General features: G+C 55.5%; 20 protein-coding genes. 12 read left to right on the top strand and 8 right to left on the bottom strand.

Annotation, left to right across the window (positions count from 1 at the left end; translation table 11 throughout):
• The first annotated feature begins 305 nt into the window (after window positions 1–305).
• The 4 genes from G5574_RS01905 to G5574_RS01920 all read left to right on the top strand — a co-directional run bounded on the left by G5574_RS01905 (window position 306) and on the right by G5574_RS01920 (window position 3,276).
• On the top strand, window positions 306–989 hold the full coding sequence (locus G5574_RS01905; protein ID WP_033741636.1) for a nucleoside recognition domain-containing protein: 684 nt from the start codon (window positions 306–308) through the stop codon (window positions 987–989).
• On the top strand, window positions 982–1,449 hold the full coding sequence (locus G5574_RS01910; RefSeq protein WP_164481942.1) for a YjiG family protein: 468 nt from the start codon (window positions 982–984) through the stop codon (window positions 1,447–1,449). The genes G5574_RS01905 and G5574_RS01910 overlap by 8 nt, the downstream gene beginning before the upstream one ends.
• Before the next feature lie 17 nt (window positions 1,450–1,466).
• Entirely contained in the window at window positions 1,467–2,570 is a 1,104-nt protein-coding gene (locus G5574_RS01915; RefSeq protein ID WP_054633774.1) for a M20 peptidase aminoacylase family protein, read from the top strand.
• Between the two features lie 379 nt (window positions 2,571–2,949).
• On the top strand, window positions 2,950–3,276 hold the full coding sequence (locus G5574_RS01920) for an NIPSNAP family protein (protein WP_033741642.1): 327 nt from the start codon (window positions 2,950–2,952) through the stop codon (window positions 3,274–3,276).
• A gap of 228 nt (window positions 3,277–3,504) precedes the next feature.
• Here G5574_RS01920 and G5574_RS01925 read toward each other — a convergent pair whose 3' ends face one another.
• On the bottom strand, window positions 3,505–4,059 hold the full coding sequence (locus G5574_RS01925) for a GNAT family N-acetyltransferase (RefSeq protein ID WP_164481943.1): 555 nt from the start codon (window positions 4,057–4,059) through the stop codon (window positions 3,505–3,507).
• 70 nt (window positions 4,060–4,129) lie between these two features.
• Here G5574_RS01925 and G5574_RS01930 point away from each other — a divergent pair, with 70 nt between their 5' ends.
• Entirely contained in the window at window positions 4,130–4,522 is a 393-nt protein-coding gene (locus G5574_RS01930) for a VOC family protein (protein WP_054687739.1), read from the top strand.
• A gap of 132 nt (window positions 4,523–4,654) precedes the next feature.
• Complete coding sequence (locus G5574_RS01935; RefSeq protein ID WP_164481944.1) at window positions 4,655–5,290, top strand: aspartate/glutamate racemase family protein; 636 nt, start codon at window positions 4,655–4,657, stop codon at window positions 5,288–5,290.
• 27 nt (window positions 5,291–5,317) lie between these two features.
• On the opposite strand, the gene G5574_RS01940 is transcribed toward G5574_RS01935, so the two are convergent.
• Both G5574_RS01940 and G5574_RS01945 read right to left on the bottom strand, forming a co-directional pair.
• Window positions 5,318–6,418 (bottom strand): NADH:flavin oxidoreductase/NADH oxidase, encoded by a 1,101-nt coding sequence (locus G5574_RS01940; protein WP_164481945.1) that lies wholly within the window; start codon window positions 6,416–6,418, stop codon window positions 5,318–5,320.
• Window positions 6,419–6,702: 284 nt separating this feature from the next.
• Window positions 6,703–7,014: a YdgH/BhsA/McbA family protein gene (locus G5574_RS01945; RefSeq protein WP_164481946.1), complete on the bottom strand. Its 312-nt coding sequence runs from the start codon at window positions 7,012–7,014 to the stop codon at window positions 6,703–6,705.
• 583 nt (window positions 7,015–7,597) lie between these two features.
• Here G5574_RS01945 and G5574_RS01950 point away from each other — a divergent pair.
• From G5574_RS01950 to G5574_RS01960, 3 genes are all read left to right on the top strand, one after another.
• Complete coding sequence (locus G5574_RS01950; RefSeq protein ID WP_054687737.1) at window positions 7,598–9,211, top strand: alkaline phosphatase; 1,614 nt, start codon at window positions 7,598–7,600, stop codon at window positions 9,209–9,211.
• A 204-nt stretch (window positions 9,212–9,415) separates the two neighbouring features.
• Window positions 9,416–9,835: a hypothetical protein gene (locus G5574_RS01955; RefSeq protein WP_033741652.1), complete on the top strand. Its 420-nt coding sequence runs from the start codon at window positions 9,416–9,418 to the stop codon at window positions 9,833–9,835.
• Between the two features lie 5 nt (window positions 9,836–9,840).
• Window positions 9,841–10,404, top strand: a complete 564-nt coding sequence (locus G5574_RS01960) for an RNA polymerase sigma factor (protein WP_058702019.1) — start codon at window positions 9,841–9,843, stop codon at window positions 10,402–10,404.
• Between the two features lie 55 nt (window positions 10,405–10,459).
• Here the strand turns inward: G5574_RS01960 and malG are convergent, their stop codons facing one another.
• Genes malG through malE form a run of 3 tightly spaced genes read right to left on the bottom strand, consistent with a single transcriptional unit; the run spans window position 10,460 to window position 14,141 of the window.
• Entirely contained in the window at window positions 10,460–11,350 is an 891-nt protein-coding gene (malG, locus tag G5574_RS01965) for a maltose ABC transporter permease MalG (RefSeq protein WP_164481947.1), read from the bottom strand.
• A gap of 9 nt (window positions 11,351–11,359) precedes the next feature.
• On the bottom strand, window positions 11,360–12,898 hold the full coding sequence (malF, locus tag G5574_RS01970; RefSeq protein ID WP_164481948.1) for a maltose ABC transporter permease MalF: 1,539 nt from the start codon (window positions 12,896–12,898) through the stop codon (window positions 11,360–11,362).
• 58 nt (window positions 12,899–12,956) lie between these two features.
• Complete coding sequence (malE, locus tag G5574_RS01975; protein WP_164481949.1) at window positions 12,957–14,141, bottom strand: maltose/maltodextrin ABC transporter substrate-binding protein MalE; 1,185 nt, start codon at window positions 14,139–14,141, stop codon at window positions 12,957–12,959.
• Between the two features lie 365 nt (window positions 14,142–14,506).
• Between malE and malK the strand changes: the two genes are divergently transcribed.
• The 3 genes from malK (at window position 14,507) to malM (ending at window position 17,975) form a co-directional block, all read left to right on the top strand.
• Entirely contained in the window at window positions 14,507–15,640 is a 1,134-nt protein-coding gene (malK, locus tag G5574_RS01980) for a maltose/maltodextrin ABC transporter ATP-binding protein MalK (RefSeq protein WP_164481950.1), read from the top strand.
• Window positions 15,641–15,656: 16 nt separating this feature from the next.
• Entirely contained in the window at window positions 15,657–16,958 is a 1,302-nt protein-coding gene (locus G5574_RS01985; RefSeq protein ID WP_164481951.1) for a maltoporin, read from the top strand.
• A gap of 96 nt (window positions 16,959–17,054) precedes the next feature.
• Window positions 17,055–17,975: a maltose operon protein MalM gene (gene malM / locus G5574_RS01990; RefSeq protein ID WP_164481952.1), complete on the top strand. Its 921-nt coding sequence runs from the start codon at window positions 17,055–17,057 to the stop codon at window positions 17,973–17,975.
• A 554-nt stretch (window positions 17,976–18,529) separates the two neighbouring features.
• Here the strand turns inward: malM and malQ are convergent.
• Window positions 18,530–20,584 carry a 4-alpha-glucanotransferase gene (gene malQ, locus G5574_RS01995; RefSeq protein WP_164481953.1) on the bottom strand — a complete coding sequence of 685 codons (2,055 nt, stop codon included), beginning with the start codon at window positions 20,582–20,584 and terminating at the stop codon, window positions 18,530–18,532.
• Between the two features lie 5 nt (window positions 20,585–20,589).
• The gene (malP, locus tag G5574_RS02000; protein ID WP_164481954.1) at window positions 20,590–22,992 is read right to left on the bottom strand and encodes a maltodextrin phosphorylase; all 2,403 of its coding nucleotides are present in this window, start codon (window positions 22,990–22,992) and stop codon (window positions 20,590–20,592) included.
• Between the last annotated feature and the right edge of the window lie 88 nt (window positions 22,993–23,080).

The raw sequence follows: 23,080 nt of genomic DNA on the forward strand, positions 1-23,080 counted from the left end.
TTTAAATAGTGATAATCAAATTAACCGTTAATTTTCGCTGGTCAGAAAAGAAAAAAAGCGAACAACATCGTACTGCACCAAAAGTGCGCCCAAAAACGGTGAGAAGTTATTTGCCTGCGCCTTTAGGCAGGCAGAGAAAAATACACTTTTCCGAAAAGGGATATGACGTTCTCATGTTTTTTTGGGAAGGGTTTTTACTGCACTAAAAATCTTAATAAAAGAGGTTTATTTCACGGCTGGGCTATTCAGGCATGGATCCTGCTTAGTATCAGGACTTTTCCATTACAGATGTAAAGAGAGATGATATGAGCGAATCAAAAACACTGAAGCAGCCAGATAAAGAAGCGACAGAGGAGTGGAAAGTGGGGCCGGGCGCGTGGATTTCACTGATCATTGTGCTGCTGGTCTTTTCCGGCTTCTTTTTTAAAGTTGACGGTATGGCCTGGCTGGGTGCATTCGATTTTACCACGTTAGGTGGCGCGTTCGGCACCATGAAAACGCCGGAAACCAATACCTTTATCGGCAGCGGCGGCCTGAGCGCCAAAGCCGGCTTCCTCTTTGCACTCTCGCTGGTGCCCACGGTAATGCTGGCACTCGGCCTGCTGGAAATCTTCACTCATTACGGCGCGATCCGCGCGGCACATAAATTACTTACTCCGCTGTTAAAACCACTGCTCGGAATTCCGGGTTATACCGGTCTTGCGTTGATTACCGATCTGCAAAGCACCGATGCCGGCGCGGCATTAACCAAAGAGCTCTATGACAGCAAAAAAATCACCCGCAAAGATGTGGTGATTATGGGCTCGTGGCAATACTCGGGTGCCGGGTTGATTAATAACTATTTCTCTATCGGCTCGGCGATGTTCGCTTCATTAACGCTCCCCATTATTATTCCGCTGATTTTAATGTTTGTCCTTAAATTCGTCGGTGCCGCCGTGGTTCGCCTGGCATTAAATACTGTTTATAAGCGAGATTTCGACAATGAATAATCAGGCAAAAGTCTCCGGTAATCCGTTTGATATTTTCGTTATTGGTGCGCGCAAAGGCTTTAATATCGCCATTAATAATCTGATGCCAAATGTATTAATGGCCTATGTCATCGCCGAAATGCTCAATTTGCTGGGCGTGATGCAGATTATTGGGCACATTTGCGCCCCGCTGATGGGGCTTTTTGGCCTGCCGGGCGAGGCGATCACCGTACTGTTAACCGCCTGGCTCTCTTCCTCTGCGGGCACCGGCGTTGCCGTCAGCCTGTTGAGTAAAGGCCAGCTTGATATGGCGCAGATTACCATTCTCGCGCCCGCCATCTTTTTGATGGGCTCGCAACTCCAGTACATGGGGCGCCTGCTGGGCGTGGCCGATGTGCCGAAGAAGTACTGGCCGTTACTGATGGCGGTCAGCATTCTCAATGCCTTAATCGCCATGCTGATTATGCGCGTTATTGCCTGAGCACTAAGGAGTAAGACGTGTCGCGTACACTTGAGCACTTTAATTACCTGCACCAAATCCCGGAACTGGGGTTCGAAGAGTTTAAAACCTCCGCCTATATCGCGGGCGTACTGGAGGCGGCGGGCTACCGGGTCACTCGCCAGGTAAATAACACCACCGGTATTGTCGCCGTTCTGGACAGCGGTAAGCCTGGCCCGACATTAGCGCTGCGCGCCGATATGGATGCGCTGGGGCATATCATTGACGGCCAACATGTGGCGCGTCACACCTGTGGGCACGATGGCCACTCCACCGTCGTACTGACCACCGCCCAGGAGGTGATGGCTGAAGGATTGGTGAAAAAGGGCCGGTTAAAATTCATCTTCCAGCCTGCGGAAGAGCTGGGCACCGGGGCGATTGCCCTGACCGAAGGCGGCGTGCTTGATGATGTCGACATGTTGCTCGGCTTCCACCTGCGCCCGTTGGAGGAGTGCCCAATGGGCCAGGCCGTACCGGCGATGTACTACTCAGCGTCCGCTACCGTGGAAGTGATGTTCCACGGCAAAGCGGCGCACGCCGCGCGGCCACATTTGGGCGTCAATGCACTGGATGCCGCTGCGCACGCGGTGCAGGCGGTGAACGGCATTCATCTTGCTCCGTCGCTGACATGGAGCGCAAAAGCGACGCGGTTTCTCTGTGATGCGGGCGTGACTAACTCAATCCCTGATAAAGCGCAGGTGTGCTGGGATCTGCGTGCGGCAGAGAACGAAGCGATGGCTACCCTCAAACCACAGGTGGTACGCGCGATTGAGAGCAGCGCCGCCGCCTATGGCGCACGCGCAGAGATCCGCATTCTGAAAGAGATGCCCGCCGCCATTATCCATGACGAGGCCACAGAGGTGATCGCACGCGGTATTCGCAGCGTATTTGGCGAAACCGGCCTCACTGCGCCGAAGTCGACACCCGGCAGTGAAGACTTCTTTCACTATCTGCGTCTTCGTCCACAGATTAAAGGCGGCTTCTGGGGACTGGGGGCCAACCTGACGCCAGGTCTGCATCATCCGGAGATGCATTTTGACCGTGACGCGCTGGCGCTTGGGGTGAAAGTGTTTAAAGCCTGCGTGCAGGATGTGCTTGGCTGATTATCAGTTAGCAACAGCGACGTGCCGCGCTCACCGTACGTCGACGTCGGAATCGCAAATGATCCCCTCAACGTGTAGCAGCGATCTGCACGGGATGAAGGGACAAACCTCCGGCGTCGACTATGTTCGGCGCGGGGGCTGTTTCCACTGGCTTTAACAACGTATGGCGCGCCATATCGCTGACATGCGCGCAGACCGTCAGCAAACCCTGTTATCAAGGAACTCGTCTGGGCGTATACGGTATGAATGCTGAAGCCTCTGTTACATCATATTTATGGCGAGACTTAATGAATAACCCATCAGAAGTGAAGTTTATTGATTTCGCTTTGCGTGCGGAATGGTATGGTAAGCACAAATATAAAGCAGGAGGAAGAGGTGCATGCGTGCAGTCGAATTATTACAGTACGGCCTGAAACCAGGCACTGGACGAGACTTTCATAAAATCATGGTCGAGAAAAGCGCGCCTTTACATCGTGAAGCGGGAATCGACATCATTGCTTTTGGCAACTCTGCACATGATGTCGATGCTTACTACCTCATCCGGGCTTTCGATAATATGGCGCATATGGAAGCCTCTCAGGCCGCGTTTTACCTGAGCGATGAATGGAAGCGTGGCCCACGAGAAGCCATCATTGAACGTATTCAGACCTGTGTCAAATCTGTATTGATGCTCTCTGAGACAGCAATAAATGCTTTGAGAAACTGACATATTTCGCCCAGCCGTGAGCTTCTTTGCCATTTCTTAAAATTGTAATTAAGTGGCAGACATTTATCAGGTACTACTGTCAGCGTTGGCTTACTCATATCATTATCTTCCCAGACCTGCTTCATCATATTTATTACGCAAGTTCACCTGGCGATCACCGTTACGATAAGTACACATCCTGGTGCGTTCTCATTCGTCTGCGCACAGGTTAATTAGCAGCTCACCCTGCTAACATTTAGGTTCCGCAGTGGTTTGTGCGGCCTGCCACTGCTCACGCGTCATCGCATAACACAGGCTTGGCGGGGCATTTTCGACGTCATAAATCTCTTTGATGTAGCGCAACCCGCTTTTCTCCAGCACGTGAATTGACGCCTGATGATGACGTCGTACCGAGGCGGTCACGGACGCCAGCCCCAGCTCGTTGAAGCCGTAATCCAGGGCAAAACGTGACAGCTCAGTAGCATAACCTTTACCCCATGCCTGGGTGTCAAAGCGATAGCCGAGATTATTGGTCAACTCACCGGCAAACTTACGTACGCTCAACCCACCAAAGCCAATCAGCGTATCGGGCGCATCTCGCGTCGATATCGCCCAGCTTTCAAACCCGTACCGTTCAAAAGCGGCCAGCCTCTCGGCCAGCTTCTGCTGCGCGAACGCCAGGCTCGGATACGGGCCCGCCGGGTTAAACGTGTTGGTCGCAGGATCGCCATAAATACGGAACAGATCCTTGTCGTCGGAAGGGCGCATAGCTCTGAGCAACAAACGTGCTGACTGCAGAAACATTATAAACCTCACTGTTATGTCGTTATCCACGCTCACTATTAATAGCCTTTTTACAGAATCAGGGGAAGCAATGGTGATACAACAACTGCGCATTGCGCGCCCGGTCAGTAACCTGACCGCGAGCGCAGACCTGTACTGCACAGGCCTTGGGTTGCATAAACTGGGGGAATTCAGGGACCATGACGGATTCAGCGGCATTATGCTGGGCGATAAGACCTTGCCCTGGCATCTGGAGTTTACGTCTTGTCAGCACCATCCTGTCCAGCCCGCGACAACGGTTGACGATCTGCTGGTGCTGTATCTGCCGGACGCGGCGTGCTGGCAGCAACGTTGTCAGGCAATGACGCGTGCCGGGTTTACTGAAGTGACGTCTTTTAACCCGTACTGGGCAAAAAACGGCGCAACCTTTCAGGACAGGGACGGCTATCGGATCGTTATCCAGCATGCCGCATGGCAGGCCTGACGGCATAAGTAATAAGCAGGCGCTACCACACGGGCTGGTGGGTTGGCGTGCGGCTCTCTCTTACAGAGGAGACGTTTGAATCTGGCGTCGCCCATGGCATGATGAAAACCTGTTTTTACGCCGAGCCCACACATGATCGCCATTGCCTGTTTACATACTGCGGCCAGCAATATTTGCATCTTTGACGATGCAGCGAGCCAGTTGCCGTCGGGAGATCTGCAACTGAGTCATCTGGTGATGCCGCACCTGCTGGCGGAGGCCGAAGCCAGTGGCGGACTGACGCCTGAACTTCATGCACGGATCGGCGCGTTGCTGGCGAGTCTGCAACCCCATTTTGACGCCATTCTGATGACCTGTTCCACGCTCGGACCGGTGGCTGAAAGCTTTACAAACGCATCTTCGCCGTGCGTGGTCTGGCGCACAGACAGCATGCTGGCAGAGGCGGTCCGCGAAAATCCCAGGCAAACGGTCGTGCTTTGTGCGGCTGAATCCACGCTGGGCGCCACGCGCGCACTGTTTAACGGTGTCAACGGGCGGGCAGAGGTCGTTCTTATTCCGGGGGCCTGGCAGAAGTTTAAAGCGGGGGATCAGGCAGGCTATCTTGCCTGTGTAACAGAAGCGGTTGAAGCGGCCTGGCAGCAGGGCGCGGAGCAGGTTGTGCTGGCGCAGACGTCAATGGCACCGGCGGCGGCGCATTTCGCATCAACACGGCAGCCCCTGACCGGCCCGCATCTGGCGCTACAGCGTTGTCTTCAACACTATCAGTAAGGCCGCACGCCGTGCAGCCATAACGGTTTACTCGTCCGGCGTCAGTGTTCCTTTTGCGCCGTGAGGTTCAGAACGCAGATACTGCGGCGGCGCTTTCACCGTTGCATCGAATGCGGCAGCGGCGTGCCATGGCCAGCGTGGGTTATAGAGCATACCGCGTGCCAGCGCGACCAGATCCGCTTCCCCCTGCTGCAAAATATCTTCGGCTTGCTGTGGCTCGGTAATTAAGCCTACCGCAATCACCGGGATACCGATTTGCTGACGAATATCCCGCGCGAAAGGGACCTGATAGTTCGGGCCGACGCTGATCTGCTGCTGTTCTGACAGGCCCCCGCTGGAAACGTGGATATAGGCGCAGTTCAGCGCTTCCAGCTGTTGCGAAAAGGCAATGGACTGGCTTACATCCCAGCCGCCTTCAACCCAGTCGCTGGCAGAAATACGCACGCCCACCGGAATGGCGGCCGGGACGGCCTCACTTACTGCTTTAAAGACCTCAAGCGGAAAACGCATTCGGTTCTCCAGTGAGCCGCCGTATTCATCATCGCGGGTATTGGAAAGCGGCGACAGAAACTGGTGCAGCAGATAGCCGTGCGCGGCATGCACCTCAATGAGTTCAAGGCCAAGACGAACGGCCCGCTTTGCCGTAGCGACAAACGCCTCTTTGACACGCGCCAGCGCGCTGGCGTCCATTGCGCTGGGCGGATGATCGCCTTCACTGAACGGCAGGGCGGAAGGGGCCACGGTTTGCCAGCCACCGTTCTGAGGCGAGATGTGTTCGCCGCCTTCCCACGGCACGTCGCAGGATGCTTTGCGCCCGGCATGACCCAACTGAATACCAATCGGCATATCGGAATAGCGACGGATGTCAGCTAATACCGCCGCCAGTGCGGCTTCGGTGTCATCATTCCATAACCCCAGGTCGCCGTAGGTGATACGACCAATATCTTCTACCGCGGTCGCTTCAATGATTAACAGTCCAGCCCCTGAAAAGGCGAGCTGCCCCAGATGGATACGATGCCAGGCGGTTGCGCAACCCTCTTCAGCGGAATACTGACACATTGGCGCAATAACAATTCTGTTATCGAGCGTTAATTCACCGAGTGAAAAAGTGGAAAACAGCGTGCTCATAAAAACCTCATGTCTGAGAATCAATACGTTGAAAAACTATAGTGGCTGAATGCAAAACAGGGGCGACAGGCGGCAAAACAATTTATCCCTTAACTGATATTAGTTACATCATACAGTTAAGTTTCTGATTTACACCGCACGATGAGACACCGGAGAAATGTTTAAAAATGCAGACTATGCCGGCGTTGGCAGCAGGAAAAGGATTAAAAAACCCTGCTATTATCATCCGGATAATCAGCAGGGTTCGGAAGGGCTAAAAACGCGTTGCGAAGATGGAGATGTCACTAGCGTGCTCTCTGCAATGCCTTCTCATCCAGCGCATACAGGGTCGCGGTCGCTTCCAGAATATGCTGCTGGTCATTACCGGGTTTGTGAGAATCAACCTGGGTAATGTGGTAACCCACAGCACCGGCCTCAGTGGCTTTGCGCAGCAGCGCATCAGTCACTTCCTGCATTGAGGTCGCCCAGGTCACCGTCGTTACGCCCATCGGGGTGATGGCATTTTTTTCTTCCTGAGATAAGCCGCTACGGATAAACACAGGGCTGACTGTCTGAGGAGAGAAGATAGACAAAAGATCCTGAACAAGTGCTTTCATTTTAATGCTCCTGAATATCGGAATGTATCGCTATCACGGGCAAACGACGCGACAGTGATCGTTACGGGTTTGCTATGTGCTTACGTTTTATTGCCGTGTTAAATACTGTCGGCAGAAGTTATCAAATACCTTTTCAAGTAAATGAATTTGGCTTTTCTTGCTAATCAGAGGCTTATGAAAGCTTCCGCCACACTTGAGCTGAAATTTGGCAGGATTTTTGTGTCTGCTTACAGGTTGTGAAATTAAGACACAAAATCCCAACGTCAAATTAACAAACAAAGTCGGCACGCCCTGGCATTAACGTTGGGTCATCCGTGTGCTCACTTACAGAGCTTTACACAGCACGCTTTCTGCAGCAGGTTTTTTAAAGTGATGCCTCAATGCATTGATATAAAAGCTTTTTATCCGTTACGCCGCAAGCGATGGTCAGACAGGGGGGAAACAGAGGGGGATTTTCTTCATAAAACTGTCACACGTCGCCGTAATACTGCGCAGCCATCAATGTTACAAACAGACATTTTTTGACATGGGCTGAAACCTGGCTTGTCTGTCAGGGGCTTGCCGCAATGATAGGGAGAGTTTTATGTCACGCAAACCACGTCTTTACCGTACCGCTGCCGCGTTTTCTCTGGGTAAACTCAGTCTGCTTATGCTGGCAATGGGCGGTATGACCGCCAGCTCCGCCGTGCTGGCGGCAGAAGTGAAAGCCAAGAATGTGATTATCATGATTAATGACGGGGCAGGCTGGGGCACCTGGGATGCAACAGCCTACTGGCAGTATGGCAGCCGTGAAAGTACGCCGTATGCCGCGTTTCCGGCAAAATATGCCATGACAACCTATCCCCTGAATGCCTCAAAAAAAGCCACGCACAATAATGCCTCTCTGGTTAATTACGATCCGCAGAAAGCCTGGGATACAACCCGAACAGATAATAAGGATCTGCCGTTCAGGGGTTACGACTATCTGGCGGTGAATCCAACGGACAGCGCCGCCGCCGGCACAGCGCTGGCGTCAGGAATTAAAACCTATAACAATGCCATCAACGTTGATAACAACGGACAGCCGGTTGATTTTGTCACACTAACGGCGAAAGCCATGGGCAAAGCGACAGGCGTCGTCACCAGCGTGCCTTTCTCTCACGCCACGCCCGCCGCCTTTGGCGCACAAAACGCGTCGCGTAACGATTATCACGCGATTGCGAAACAAATGCTGACGTCAGGGAAACTGGATCTGATTATGGGAACCGGTTTGCCGGGCTTTAACGCCAACGGCACCGACTGTCAGCATCTGGCTTCAAACGAAACCACCGTGGGGTGCGGAGAAGATGCGCACCGTTACCTCTCTGAAGCAGACTGGACATTGCTCAACGCTGGCAAGCTGGCCCCTGCGGGTGGTCAGCCGTGGAAAGTGGTGCGCAGTACTGAGGCGTTCGCCCGCCTCGCCAGTGGCGCGCTGGTGCATAGCGGCCCGTTACTGGGATCGCCGAACGTTGCCCCCAACGGCACGTTGCAGCAGGGCCGTCAGGCCGCCATTGTTGGCAAAGATGCGGCGAATCCGTCCGGGGATGCGTTTATTGCCACGGTACCGACCCTGAATACGATGACCCGGGGAGCCATTCAGCACCTGAGTAAAAACCCCGACGGCTTTTTTATGATGGTCGAAGGCGGTGCGACTGACTGGTCCGCGCATACCAGCAATGCCTGTAGCGAAAAAGGCGACTGGGGGAATTCCTACAACCCCAACTGCGTCGGCGTGGAATATGGTCGCCTGATTGAAGAAAGTGCAGACTTCAACAACGCTGTTGCCTCCGTGATTGAATGGGTAGAGAAAAACAGTAACTGGAACGAGACGTTATTGATCGTGACGACCGATCACGACAACGGCATGCCAATGGGACCCGATGCGCAGAACATCCCTTTCCAGGCCGTCATTAATAAAGGGAAAGGCATGATGCCCGGCATCTCATTCCGTCCAACCGGCAACCATTCCAACGCGCTTGTGCCGCTGTGGGCAAAAGGCGTTGGGGCCGATGCCTTTGCGGAGCGCGTGCGTGGCAACGATGCGGGCTATGCTAAGCATGTGGGCTACAACCAGGGCGACTATATTGATAACACCGACGTTTTTACCGTTGTGAAGGCGGTGCTTGAAGGCAGGGCGGTCGAAAAAGTGACGCCCGACCACGTAAGTAAATCATGATGTGACGTTGTCACCATGAGCGGGATTTTCGGTCCCGTGGTTTTTACCCGTTGCCGGTCGGCCTGTGCTGATCGGCAGCGCGGTTTTATGCCAGACCTGACCGCCACCTTCCACACTCAACAAATTTTTTTTAACGAGCCAGCAATATTTTGCGGGCTCATTCGTCTACCTCATCATGTTAATCACTGCTGAGGTCATACAACTATGAGAAATGTCGATAATCACCCGTTTCACCCTTCTCGTGGCATGGGCAGGCACCGCCTGCCAAAGGCGTTCATTGTTGGGGGCGTGTTAATTGTCGTGCTGTGTCTGCTGGTCATGACACTATGGAATGCCATACTGCCTGCCATTACAGGCGTTAAAACAATTGGTTTCTGGCAGGCCGCCGGACTGCTGCTGCTGTGCCGGATTCTGTTTGGCGGCCTGGGCATCAGACCGGGGATGTTTGGCAAGGCGCGGCGGCGCATGCATGAGCGCTGGATGCAGATGACACCGGAAGAACGGGATGAATTTATGAAGCAACGGCGTGAAGGGTTCGGCCATCGTGCTCACCACCGTCGGGACAGATGCCGGGAAGAGCAGCCACCGTCTGCGGACACTCACTCTGACACCCGGACAGAGTAATGACGATGAAGGCCAGCGCATTGCAAACCGCATCACTGGTAAAAGCGCTTGAACGCTGCAAAACAAAACTCCACGCTTTTATCCGGGGTCGCATCGCCGTTCGCGATGAGGCTGAGGATATTTTGCAGGAAGTGACCTGTCAGTTGATCGGGGTAGAACAACCTGTAGAGAATATCTCGGCGTGGTTGTTTCGGGCGGCGCGTAATGAAATGACCGACCGGGCGCGTAAGAAACGAGAACTGCCGCTTTTTCCTTATGAGCAGGATGATGAGGAGGAGGAGGCGGTAGACGTCGAACTGGCGGAAACCCTGTTTGGCACGCCGCAAACGCCCGAAGACGATTATCTCCGGGGGCTGCTTTGGGAAGCCCTGGAAGCGGCACTGTCTGAACTGCCGCCAGCGCAGTTTGAGGTGTTCGATAAAACAGAGCTGCAGGGCATAAGTTACAAAGCACTGTCTCACGCCACCGGCGTAAGCGTTCAGACTCTGTTGTCGCGCAAGCACAAAGCCGTGCTGTATCTGCGTATGCGCCTGCGTGCCGTTTATGACGATCTGACAGACGACAATTAAAAAAGGCGGCCAGTGGCCGCCAACACGAGCACAGCAGTGGCAAATGATGAAGCCGTCAGCCTTTAACGCCACCGGCGGTCAGGCCATTAACCAGCCAGCGTTGCGCCAGCAAAAACACCAGGGTAATCGGAATGGCAGAGAGCACGGCAGCGGCAGCAAAATCCCCCCACAGATAATTTTGCGGATTGAGGTACTGCTGCATCCCGACGGCCAGCGTATAGCTGTTCACGTCGCGCAGCAGTAAAGACGCTACCGGCACTTCCGTCACGGCGGCAATAAAAGCCAGAATAAACACGACGGCTAAAATGGGCATGGACAGCGGCAGCAGCACCAAACGAAATGCCTGCCACGGCGTGGCACCGTCAAGGGCAGCGGCCTCCTCCAGTGATCGGTCAATCGTTTCGAAATAGCCCTTAATCGTCCAGACATGCAGCGCAATACCGCCCAGATAGGCGAAAATCACACCGCCGTGAGTATTCAGGCCGATAAACGGCACGTATTGTCCAATGCGATCAAACAGGGCATAGAGCGCCACCAGGGACAGTACCGCCGGGAACATCTGAAAAATCAGCATGCCTTTCAACAGACTGGCGCGGCCTTTAAAGCGCATACGGGCAAAGGCATAGGCGCAGGTGGTGGACAGCGCCACAATGCCCAGTGCGCTGATCGCGGCAATTTTCACGGAGTTCCAGAGCCACAACAGCACCGGAAAGGGCGGCGGCGTAACGGAACCGTCGGCGTGCTGGACGCTGAACCCCAGCGCCAGCCGCCAGTGCTCCCATGAGATCTGATCGGGGATCAGGCTGCCGGTGGCAAAGTTACCGGCGCGCAGCGAGATGGCCACGACCATCAGCAGCGGAAAGACGATTGCCGCGATAAACGTCAGCAGCAGCAGATGCGTCAGAAGCAGACGCAACCGTTGCGATTTGGGTTGCACCATAGCCATAACGTCTCCTTAATCAAATTTCATTCGCACAGCTTTCAGATTCAGCACCGCCAGAGCGCCAACCAACAGGAAAATCAGCGTCGCAATCGCGGCCGCCAGACCAAAATCCTGCCCGCCGCCGCCTTCAAACGCGATGCGCCATGTGTAGTTCACCAGCAGGTCGGTGTAACCGGCCGGTGTGGTCGTGCCGAGTCGGTCAGGTGCGCCATTGGTCAGCAACTGAACCAGTACAAAGTTATTAAAGTTAAAGGCAAAACTGGCAATCATCAGCGGCGTTAACGGCTTCAGCAGCAGCGGCACCGTAATTAAAAAGAAATTTTGCAGCGGGCCCGCACCGTCCATCGCAGAGGCTTCATACAAATCCTCTGGGATCGCTTTCAGCAGTCCCATGCACAGGATCATCATGTAGGGGTAACCCAGCCAGGTATTCACAATGATCAACATCGTGCGGGCCAGCGTGGGATCGCTAAACCATGCCGGTTTGATCCCAAACAGCGTACTGAGCAGCACATTGATTTCGCCGAAGCTCTGATTAAACAGCCCTTTGAAAATCAGGATGGAGATAAACGCGGGCACGGCATATGGCAGAATCAGCAGGACGCGATAAATCGCTTTGCCTTTCAGCGCCTCCCATTGCACCAGACAGGCCAGCACCATGCCGACAGCGACCGTCAACACCACCGTCAGTAAGGAAAAGATCATCGTCCAGCCGAAAATCGCCAGGAAGGGCTTTTGAATCCCCTCATCGGTAAACACCCGCACAAAGTTTTTCCAGCCCGCGCTTACGGTGAAGCCGGGACTTAACTGTTCATTTCCCCATTGCCCCTGCGCAGTGATCGCCTGGTAGAACCCCGTTTCCGGGTTTGCCCGATAGCGAAGGCCGCTTTGCTGATTTTTCAGCGTGTCACGATCCACCACCTGATACAGCGGACGTGTGCCGGAAAACTGACGCAGCGAACTCATCACCAGTTCACGACCATCCGGCATTTCAGCGCGGATCTTCCCCAGGGCCTGGCGATGCGTCGTAATGACACGGAGCGACGCGCGCGTTCCTTCTGGAATCGGCCCACTGACCATCTTCAGGTTTCCGACCGCCGCAAAGGAAAAGGGCGCGGAAACCCAGGACTGATTATCTGCGCTGTTCGTCAGGACCAGCTGCCAGCGATCGTTTATCGCAAACAGCGAAAAATTCAGACCTGCGCCGTCCTGATAGTGTCGGCTGAGTAAGACCTGCTCCGCCCGTTCCTGACTCAGCTGATGGGTGCTGCTGTAGTTGGTGAAAGCAATGCCCACCGTGCAGGCCAGGGGAAACAACACAAACAGTGTCATTCCGGCCAGCCCCGGATAAACATAGCGCCAGGCGTAAGCCCGGCGCTGGCTGTAAATCCCGATCCCCAGTCCGCTGATCACCAGCGTGAGCAGGGCGAACAGGTATTCCCCCTGGGCGTACATCAGCACTAACAGGTAGCCGACCAGCAGGCAGCACATACCCATCACCAGACCTTTCAACAACGCACGATGCCGTCCCGTTTGCGGTTTTTCTGACATGACCCGATTTCCTCAACGGCAAGAGGCGGACCCGTTTTACCGGCCCGCTTTATAAGGTTTATTTATTCAGACGTGACTGCGCATCCTTTAGCGCGGCATCGACGGTTTGCCGACCGCTGAGGGCGTTAAGCGTGGCGGTGCGCATGGCGTACCAGAAGGCCGCCATCTGCGGAATATTGGGCATAATCTCGCCGTTTTGCGCATTGTTCATGGTGGCGGCGATACGGGTATCTTTTTCCAGTTTTTGCTGGAAAGACTTCAGCGCCACCGCGCCCAGGGGTTTGTCTTTGTTGACGGTTTCCAGACCCGCATCCGTCAGCAGGTAGTTTTCCAGAAATTCTTTTGCCAGCTCTTTATTCGGGCTGGCCGCATTGATGCCGGCGCTCAGCACGCCAACGAAAGGTTTAGACGGTTTACCGTTTAACGTTGGCAATGCCGCAACGCCGTAGTGAACATCGCTTTTATCAATATTGCTCCAGGCCCAGGGACCGTTAATCGTCATGGCCGTCTGGCCTTTATTAAAGGCGGCTTCAGCAATGGAATAGTCGGTATCCGCATTCAGGACCTTTGCCTTGACCTGATCGACCAGAAACTGCAAACCGGCTTTCGCCCCGGCACTGTCGACGCCCGTGTTGCTGACATCGTAATGGCCCGCGTTTCCTTGATAGGCATAAGCGCCACCGGCGGCCAGCAGAGGCCAGGTGAAATAGGGTTCCTGCAGATTAAACATGATGGCGCTTTTGCCTTTTGCGCGCAGTTGCTTATCCAGCGCGGCCATCTCTTCCCATGTTTTCGGCGGCGTTGGCAACAGATCTTTGTTATAAATCAGCGACAGTGATTCCACCGAAACCGGATAGCCGATCAATTTGCCATTGTAGCGAACTGCATCCCAGGTGAAGGGGAAGATCGTTTGCTGAAAGGGCGCGTCCGGCGTGACTTCGGCTAATAAACCCGACTGGGCATAGCCGCCAAAGCGATCGTGCGCCCAGAAAATAATATCCGGGCCATCACCCGTTGCGGCAACCTGGGGGAATTTTTCTTCCATCTTATCCGGATGTTCGACGGTGACGTGAATACCGGTTTCCTGCTCAAACTTTTTCCCCACCTCGGCCAGGCCGTTATAGCCTTTGTCACCGTTGATCCAGATGACCAGTTTGCCTTCTTCAATTTTTGCCATGGCTGAGGCCGGGAACAGCACAGCCGCAAGGGCTGACAGAGCCAAAATCTTTGCGCCGGTTTTCATCTTTAACACTCCATCCTGTTAGCGGAAACACATCTGTTGCCTGCGCCACATTGTGGGTGTTCTGACGGGCTTCTCATCCTCCTGCGGTCTACGCCTGCGCCAGTCGGGCCGTGATCGCCGTAGCAAAATAAGCGCGTTATCACGGTACAGCTCACACAATGGCCCCCACCAGACTGCGTTATCCATCACAAAAAACGGCGCGATGGCACGCAGTCCGTCAAGGTCGCCATGTTCTCCTCCTCCCGGCTCCTCCCCCAGCAAAAGCGCGTTTGCGGAGGATGTGACGGGGTAAGGCTCTGCGCATAGTAAACGCCAGAATTTTCCGCTGCCGTGCAGGCCGCATTCGTGAGTGAGAGGAAAGCACTATGGCAAGCGTCGTATTACGCAATGTCACCAAAGCCTGGGGCGACACGGTGGTGTCGAAGAACATTAACCTGGAGATGGCTGAAGGGGAGTTCGTGGTCTTTGTCGGGCCGTCGGGATGCGGCAAATCCACACTGTTACGCATGATCGCCGGGCTGGAAACCATCACCAGCGGAGAATTGTTGATCGGCGATCGGCGAATGAATGATGTCCCACCCGCTGAACGCGGGATCGGGATGGTGTTTCAGTCCTATGCGCTTTATCCCCATCTCTCTGTCGCTGAAAACATGTCTTTCGGCCTGAAGCTTGCGGGCGTGAAGAAAGCGGACATTGAACAGCGCGTGACGCAGGTCGCCGAAGTGCTGCAACTGGTACATCTGCTTGACCGCCGCCCCAAAGCGCTCTCCGGCGGGCAACGTCAACGTGTGGCCATTGGCCGCACTCTGGTGGCAGAGCCGCGCGTCTTTTTGCTGGATGAACCGCTCTCTAATCTGGATGCCGCGCTGCGGGTGCAGATGCGCATTGAGATCGCCCGTCTGCATAAGCGCCTCGGACGCACGATGATTTATGTCACCCACGATCAAATCGAAGCGATGACGCTGGCCGACAAGATCGTCGTGCTGGACGCCGGACGCGTCGCACAGGTTGGCCGACCGCTGGAGCTGTATCACTATCCGGCCAACCGCTTTGTCGCAGGGTTTATCGGCTCGCCCAAAATGAACTTTCTGCCCGTCAAGGTCACGGCGACCGCCATTGAGCAGGTGCAGGTGCGCCTGCCCAACAACCAGCTGGTATGGCTGCCGGTCGACAGCACCGGTGTGCAGGTCGGCAGCAACATGTCTCTGGGCATCCGTCCCGAACACCTTCTCTCCAGCGAGATCGCCGACGTTACGCTGGGAGGTGAAGTCCAGGTTGTCGAGCAACTGGGACATGAAACGCAGATCCACATCCAAATCCCCGCCATCCGTCAAAACCTGGTGTACCGCCAGGAGGACGTGGTGTTGGTAAAAGAGGGCACCACGATGGGTATTGGCTTGCCGCCCGAGCGTTGTCACCTGTTCCGCGAGGACGGAAGCGCGTGCCGCAGGCTGCATCAGGAACCCGGTGTTGAGCCCGCCAAATACAAAAAGCAATAACCTCAGGAGATCGAAAATGTTAACTCTGCGCAAGCTTTCCCTCGCCGTGGCCGTGGCGACAGGCACGCTGTCTGCGCCGCTTATGGCGGTGGATTTTTCCGGTTATGCGCGCTCCGGCATCGGCTGGACCGGTAGCAGCGGCGAGCAGCAATGCTTTCAGGCAACTGGTGCACAAAGTAAATACCGCCTCGGCAACGAATGCGAAACCTACGCGGAACTGAAGCTGGGTCAGGAAGTGTGGAAAGAGGGCGATAAGAGCTTCTATTTTGACACCAACGTGGCGTACTCGGTTTCTCAGCAAAATGACTGGGAATCCACCTCACCGGCGTTTCGTGAGGCCAATGTCAAAGGCAAGAACCTGATTGATGCGCTGCCGGGTTCTACGATCTGGGCCGGTAAGCGTTTTTATCAACGCCACGATGTACACATGATCGACTTCTACTACTGGGATATTTCGGGACCGGGGGCGGGCCTGGAAGATGTCGATCTGGGATTTGGAAAGCTTTCTTTTGCGGCAACCCGTTCCTCAGAAGCGGGCGGTTCGTATACCTTCTCCAGCGATCGAATCCGCAATTACGCCACCAGCACAGCTGACGATGTCTTTGACGTGCGGCTGGCCGGACTGGAAACCAACCCCAATGGCGTGCTTGAGCTGGGCGTGGACTATGGTCGTGCCAATGCCCGTGACGGTTATCGCCTGGACGAGGGCGCCTCAAAAGATGGCTGGCTGTTCACCGCAGAACATACCCAGAGCATGCTGAAGGGCTACAACAAGTTTGTGCTCCAGTACGCCACGGACGCGCTGACGTCACAGGGCAAAGGGTTAGCGCAGGGCAGCAATATCAATAACAACGGCCGGCTGTACCGGATCCTGGATCACGGCGCGATCTCGCTGGCAGAGCGCTGGGACATGATGTACGTCGCGATGTACCAGAACACCGACCTCGATAACAACCGGGGCAACGAGTGGTACACCGTGGGCGTGCGGCCAATGTACAAATGGACACCGATCATGAGCACCCTGCTGGAAGTCGGCTATGACAACGTGAAGTCTCAGGAGGTCGGCGAGCGCAATGGCCAGTACAAAATCACGCTTGCCCAGCAATGGCAGGCAGGTGACAGCATCTGGTCGCGCCCGGCGCTGCGTCTGTTTGCGACCTATGCCAAATGGGACGAGAAGTGGGGCTACAGCAAAGATGCGGCGGGCGATCTCACTACGCTGGCCGCACGTGACAGCAGTGGCAACGGCCTGTTCACCAACAGTCGTGGCAACAATGACGAGTGGACCTTTGGCGCCCAGATGGAAATCTGGTGGTAAGGCGATCCCCGGTTAACGTTCTCTAACCGCATTCTTTTTTTCTGGTAGCGGCTGCTATTGCCTGGCGGTGCCGCTGCCGGTTCTGCGAGGTTCACAATGAAAATGCATAAAGTCGGATTAGCGCTGGGCCTGAGCGCAATGCTGCTGGCAGGGCACAGCGCTACTGTCCGCGCCGAAATCAATCTGATGCCGCAGGATGTCTCTGCCGCACCACACTTTTCACAAACCAGTCTGCAAAGCCTGACCTGGCAGCCGCTGGATACTTCACGCGCTCAGGTGACAGTGCTTGATGGCAGCCATTCACGATGGAATGTCCCGGGGATGACGGGCCCGGTCGCGGCTTACAGCCTGCCTGCGACGCTGGGAGAGCTGACCATTACCCTGAGCAGCGAGGTGCAGAATAACCAGGTATTTGCCCCCAATGTGCTTGTCCTGGATGAACATCTCCGTCCGGCCGCCTGGTTTCCGAGCCGCTGGTTTACCTATCAGCAACCCGGCGTAATGGCCGCTGACCGGCTTGAAGGCGTAATGAAACTGACGCCCGTGCCGGGGCAGCAGAAAATCTATCTGTTAGTGTTCACCACAGAAAAGGATCTGACACAAACCACTACGCTGTTGGATCCGGCAAAAGCCTATGCCAGGGGAACCGGCCACGCGGTGCCGGATATTCCCGATCCCGTTGCCCGCCATAGCCTCTCGGGCAGGCTAAAAATCAACGTCAGCACCAGTTCCGCCTCCTCGATACTGGTCGGGCCGCTGTTTGGCGCTTCCCGTTCAACGCCCGTGACGGTCGGACAAACACAACCTGCCGTGCAGGCCGCGCAACCCACTGCTGCGCCTGACACAAAATCGCAGCCCCTTGTCACCGATACCGAAAGCTATTTTAACCAGAGCATCAGGCAGGCAGTGGCCCAGGGCAATATTGATAAAGCGCTTAAACTGCTCGACGAAGCAGAGCGGCTCGGTTCACCTTCCGCACGAAAAACATTTATCAGCAGTGTTAAAGGCAAGGAGTAATCACTCCGCAGTGCTGATTTGCTCCACCTGGTGCGCTGAGGCGCACCTTTTTTTGTCAGTCAGAGAAGTAAATACGAATGTCGGCCGGAAAATTATTCGAAATGATGACATGTTAAGCCATGCTGAAATACTCTCGATGGGTTGTCTTTTTCTGAGGCGGGCCTGCAACTTTCACAATAACTTTGAAGACCTTGAGGATTATTTATCGTTTCACGCGCGGGTGTGGTTCCAAAGTGATTAGGCGTCTGAAAGTAAATATGCTGCCTTCCGTGTGTCACAGAGCATTTCGGGCAACTTTTATATTCAACGTTGTTTTTGACTTTGGGAAGCCCCCTGTTTAAAGCAAGACCGCAACACGCACAGCAACCGATCATCGCACCCTCTCAATATATTAATAAATTTGATTAATATCTTTGCCAGTGTGCAAGTTTCGGTCCAAAGGTAAATTGAACCCGGCCACAAAAATGACATATACGAAGCGTAGCCAACACCCAAATTCATTTAACAGTCCATATCGGCATTGTATTTTGGTTGATATGGACCGCATTATTTTCTTATCCGCGCTTCTGCGTCATGGTCGCCAGCAGCCCGTTAATCCGCGCATCGGCAAACATCGCCTCCAGCGGCAGGCTGAGCTTACGTCGCCAGTTCGGATAGGTCTCCACCGTGCCGGGTACATTGACCGGCGAAGCCATATCCAGCCAGTCTTCGGGCTGCAAGCCCAGCAGGGCGCTGTTGCAGTCAGCCAGATAGTAATGAAGCGCGGTATTCAACACCAGACTCATGTGCGGGCTGTTGGCCTGCACCAGTGCGCCGTTCTTCAGATAACCCTGGCGCTGCAGGCTCTGCAACAGCGCCGCGCGGGCTGTCCTGCGCTGGCGATGGAGCCCGGCCAGCACCGCGTTGTCAGGATAGAGTCCCAACTGGCTGCCGAGCGTCAGATCGTCGTGTTGCCACCAGCCGCGCAGCGTTGGCATATCATGGGTGGTGGCTACCGCCATGGCCTGCGCAGGCCATGCAGCAGGCGGACGAAAGGCGCGTTCAGCGGTTCGTTCAAAGTAGAGCACTTTGTAGGAGTAAACGCCGGCATCACGCAGTTTCGCCACGATGGTGTCCGGTACTGTACCCAGATCTTCTCCGATCACCATGCAGCGGTGACGCTGGCTTTCCAGCGCCAGAATGGCCAGCAAATCGTCGACAGGATAAGTTACATAGGCACCTTCCGCTGCCGTTTCACCCGCCGGAATCCACCACAGACGCAGTAACGCCATCACATGGTCAATACGTAGTGCGCCACAGTCACGCATATTCGCACGCAGCAGGGTTATCCAGGGTTCGTATGCCCGGTCATACAATTCCCCGGGATGCAGCGGCGGTAATCCCCAGTTCTGGCCCAGCGGTCCCAGAATATCCGGCGGCGCGCCCACGCTGGCCGCCAGGCAATACAAGGCGCGCTGGCTCCAGGTTTCAGCCCCATTCGCGGCCACGCCGACGGCGAGATCCCGATAAAGTCCCAGCGTCATCTGTAGCCGCTGGCTGTCCTGCCAGCACGCCGCAAACTGTCGGGCGGCAAGCCATTGTAACCACTGATAAAAACGGATCTCATCGCCGTGTTCGATGCGAAAGGCGTGCACGGCGGCGCTGTCCGGCTGTTGATACGCAGCGGGCCAGGTATCCCAGCCGTGACAGGTTGGATCCTGACCCACAAACCAGGCCTGTAAGGCATCGAAAATGCCCTGATGCAGCAGGCTTTCACCGCCCTGAAGGATAAACGCCTCGAATGCGACGACCTCACTGTCCTCTTTATCACGCTGCAAAAACTGCGCCCACGCAAACCGCAGTGCGGTGAGCTTGAGCGACGCGACAGCGGGATAATCCACCCATTGTGCCGCGCGGGCGCGCTGGAGAACGTCCTGCGTTTCTGCCGCGAGCCACCAGGCCTGTGCGGCGGCGCTCAGCGTAAAATCAGCCACATCGGGCACGCTGATATACAACACATTCAGCCAGCGCCGGGAAGAGGGACTGTAAGGACTGGCCTGATCGGGCAGCGCGGGGAACAGCGCATGTAACGGATTCAGACCGATAAAAGCGCCGCCTCGCTGACCGGTCTCGTTCACCAGTTGCCGCAGATCGGCAAAATCGCCCATGCCCCAGTTGCCCGCTGAGCGCAACGAATAGAGCTGCACACAGGTTCCCCAGCGCCTGCGCCCCTTAAGCAACGCCTCCGGCGCATAGCAACGTGACGGCGTCACAATTATCTGGCAGATAACCCGTTGCATGCCTTGCGTCAGGCGCAATTGATGGTAGCCATCAGGCAGTTCCGGTAAGCACAACGGTTTATCCGGCTCACATTGCCCCGACCAGTGCTGCCCGTATTCGCTTGTTAACTGCCAGCGCATGGGACCGGTCAGCACAGGCGTTAACACTATCGGTTTACCCTGCGCGATAACCCATACGGGGGGCAATGGTGTGGATGGGGCCGACTCGCGCGCCATCGCCGTCAGCAAACGCTGACGCGTCAGGGCAGAAACCGTCTGCACCGTTCCATGCGCATCCACATATTCCGTTGCTATGCGGCCCGTCTCCTGAGGTGGATGAAAAGGCGTCATTGTAATTATCCTTTACGCTGCCAGATGCGCTGCTGGTAATGGCGAATCGCACGGTCCGCGCTGAACATTCCGCAGCGGGCGGTATTCAGGATGGCTGCGCGCGTCCACGCCTGCTTATCGGCCCATAAGGCTTCGGCACGTTGCTGAGCATTCAGATAATGACGGAAGTCAGCCAGCACCCGCCAGGGATCGCCGTTCTCAGGACCGAGACTGTTTAACAGCAGGTCAAACGCGTGCGTATCGCCCGCGCTAAAGGTGCCGTTTTCCAGCGCCTGTAAGGCCTGGTCGAGTTGGACGTCGTTGGTGCGCCACTGAACAGGATCGTAATGCCCGGCCTTCAGCGCCTGCACCTGCTCCACGGTGTGGCCAAAGATAAAGATATTGTCTTCACCGACCTGTTCGGCAATTTCGACGTTGGCACCATCGAGCGTACCTATCGTAAGCGCGCCGTTCAGGGCCAGCTTCATATTGCCGGTGCCGGACGCTTCTTTGCCCGCCGTTGATATCTGCTCTGACAGGTCCGCGGCAGGGATCAGCCGTTCAGCAACAGAAACGTTATAGTCCGGAATAAACACCACTTTCAGGCGATCGGCCACGCGCGGGTCGTGATTTATGACCTCAGCAACCTGATTAATGGCGTAAATGATGTTTTTGGCCAGCGCATAACCGGGTGCCGCTTTGGCCCCGAAGATCACCACGCGCGGACACAGGTTCGCCTGTGGATCGCGACACAGCATCTGCCAGAGGGCAATGATATGCAGCAGCGTCAGATGCTGCCGTTTGTATTCATGCAGTCGCTTGATGTGCACATCGAACATCGCCGCGGGATTAACGACAATGTCGGTCCGCTCAGCAATCCACGCGGCCAAATCCTGCTTGTTTTGCTGCTTGATCTGCTGATAGTCGGCACAAAAACCGGCATCATCTACCCAGTTTTCCAGAGAGGCGAGCGCGTCCAGATCGTTGATCCACGGCCGCTTCAGCGTATGGCTTATCAGGCGGGCAAGGCTGGGATTGCACTGGTTGATCCAGCGGCGTGGCGTAATGCCGTTAGTGACGTTATGAAACTTATCAGGCCATAGTGCGACGTATTCCGGGAACAGCTCTTCTTTGACGAGTCGGGAGTGCAGCGCGGCGACGCCATTTACGGCAAAGCAACTCATTACACACAGGTTAGCCATGCGGAGTTGCTTATGATGTACGATCGCCAGTCGGGCCCAGACCGCGTCATCGCCCGGCCAGCGTGCATCCACTTCTGCCTTTAGCTGGGCATTGAGGCGGTGGATGATCAGCATATGGCGCGGCAGCAGGGCGCGGACGATGCCGGTATCCCAGCACTCCAGCGCTTCAGGCAACAAAGTATGGTTGGTATAGGCAAATGTGCGCTGGGTGAGGGCCCAGGCGCTGTCCCAGCTGAATTGGTGCTCATCGATCAGCAGCCGCATCAGTTCGGGGATCGCCAGCGTGGGATGCGTGTCGTTTAGCTGAATCACTTCGAAATCGGCCAGGCTGTCGAGCGAACGGCCCGCCTGCAGGTGGCGGCGAAGGATATCAGCCAGCGAACAGGCGCACTGAAAATACTGCTGCATCAGGCGGAGTTTTTTGCCGGCCTGATGATGGTCGTTAGGGTAAAGGACTTTCGTCAGCTTCGCCGCATCCATGCCCTGTTTTTCAGCCCGCATAAACGCCCCGTTGTTGAAGGTTTGCAGGTCAAATGGCTGCGCATGCGTGGCCTGCCACAGCCGCAACGGCTGCGTTACCCCGTTTTCAAAGCCCACAACCGGCAGATCCCAGGCTTCGCCCTTGAGGTAAAACGCGGGCTGCCAGCGGATTGTGCCGTTTTCGTTGCTGACTCTGCCGCCTAAGCCCACCTGGACATCCCGCCGGGCATTGTACGTAAACCAAGGATAACGCTCGCGCTGCCAGTCGTCGGGTTGTTCATCCTGCGCGCCGTCGACAAAACGCTGACGAAACAGACCGTACTGGTAATTCAGGCCATAGCCGGTAGCGGGCTGACCGACAGTGGCCATCGCGTCCAGAAAGCAGGCTGCCAGACGCCCTAAGCCGCCATTACCCAGCGCCGGATCGCGCTCGTTTTCCAGTACGTCACTGAGTGACACATCCCATTGCGATAAGGCGGCAGCGACGGCGTTATACCAGCCCAGGTTGAGGAGGTTATTGCCGGTCAGTCGTCCGGTCAGAAACTCCATCGACAGATAATTGACATGGCGTTGAGCGCCGGAAGCGGGCCGGGCAGGGAGCGCGCGCAGCATTTCAGCCAGCGCACCACTCAGTGCGTGCCACCACTGATGTGGCGTCATTTCGTGTGCCTCTTGCAGGCCAAACTGTTGCCACTGGCGCGCCAGCGCAGCGTTAAAAAGCGATTGATCAAAGGGATGCTGTGTCATAGCCGAAAATCCTGTTTTAAGGAGAAAAGGGAATAACCCACAGTGTGCTTTTGCGTTTCGGCGCGCGCCTCCTCCCGGCAGAATTTCG

It is taken from the genome of Pantoea stewartii (assembly GCF_011044475.1).
GTDB lineage: Bacteria > Pseudomonadota > Gammaproteobacteria > Enterobacterales > Enterobacteriaceae > Pantoea > Pantoea stewartii.

Bases quoted from the DNA above. Each gene is read 5' to 3' on its own strand.
- G5574_RS01905 (WP_033741636.1), top strand. From the start codon at position 306: ATGAGCGAATCAAAAACACTGAAGCAGCCAGATAAAGAAGCGACAGAG.
- G5574_RS01910 (WP_164481942.1), top strand. From the start codon at position 982: ATGAATAATCAGGCAAAAGTCTCCGGTAATCCGTTTGATATTTTCGTT.
- G5574_RS01920 (WP_033741642.1), top strand. From the start codon at position 2,950: ATGCGTGCAGTCGAATTATTACAGTACGGCCTGAAACCAGGCACTGGA.
- G5574_RS01925 (WP_164481943.1), bottom strand. From the start codon at position 4,059: ATGTTTCTGCAGTCAGCACGTTTGTTGCTCAGAGCTATGCGCCCTTCC.
- G5574_RS01930 (WP_054687739.1), top strand. From the start codon at position 4,130: ATGGTGATACAACAACTGCGCATTGCGCGCCCGGTCAGTAACCTGACC.
- G5574_RS01935 (WP_164481944.1), top strand. From the start codon at position 4,655: ATGATCGCCATTGCCTGTTTACATACTGCGGCCAGCAATATTTGCATC.
- G5574_RS01940 (WP_164481945.1), bottom strand. From the start codon at position 6,418: ATGAGCACGCTGTTTTCCACTTTTTCACTCGGTGAATTAACGCTCGAT.
- G5574_RS01945 (WP_164481946.1), bottom strand. From the start codon at position 7,014: ATGAAAGCACTTGTTCAGGATCTTTTGTCTATCTTCTCTCCTCAGACA.
- G5574_RS01950 (WP_054687737.1), top strand. From the start codon at position 7,598: ATGTCACGCAAACCACGTCTTTACCGTACCGCTGCCGCGTTTTCTCTG.
- G5574_RS01955 (WP_033741652.1), top strand. From the start codon at position 9,416: ATGAGAAATGTCGATAATCACCCGTTTCACCCTTCTCGTGGCATGGGC.
- G5574_RS01960 (WP_058702019.1), top strand. From the start codon at position 9,841: ATGAAGGCCAGCGCATTGCAAACCGCATCACTGGTAAAAGCGCTTGAA.
- malG (WP_164481947.1), bottom strand. From the start codon at position 11,350: ATGGCTATGGTGCAACCCAAATCGCAACGGTTGCGTCTGCTTCTGACG.
- malF (WP_164481948.1), bottom strand. From the start codon at position 12,898: ATGTCAGAAAAACCGCAAACGGGACGGCATCGTGCGTTGTTGAAAGGT.
- malE (WP_164481949.1), bottom strand. From the start codon at position 14,141: ATGAAAACCGGCGCAAAGATTTTGGCTCTGTCAGCCCTTGCGGCTGTG.
- malK (WP_164481950.1), top strand. From the start codon at position 14,507: ATGGCAAGCGTCGTATTACGCAATGTCACCAAAGCCTGGGGCGACACG.
- G5574_RS01985 (WP_164481951.1), top strand. From the start codon at position 15,657: ATGTTAACTCTGCGCAAGCTTTCCCTCGCCGTGGCCGTGGCGACAGGC.
- malM (WP_164481952.1), top strand. From the start codon at position 17,055: ATGAAAATGCATAAAGTCGGATTAGCGCTGGGCCTGAGCGCAATGCTG.
- malQ (WP_164481953.1), bottom strand. From the start codon at position 20,584: ATGACGCCTTTTCATCCACCTCAGGAGACGGGCCGCATAGCAACGGAA.
- malP (WP_164481954.1), bottom strand. From the start codon at position 22,992: ATGACACAGCATCCCTTTGATCAATCGCTTTTTAACGCTGCGCTGGCG.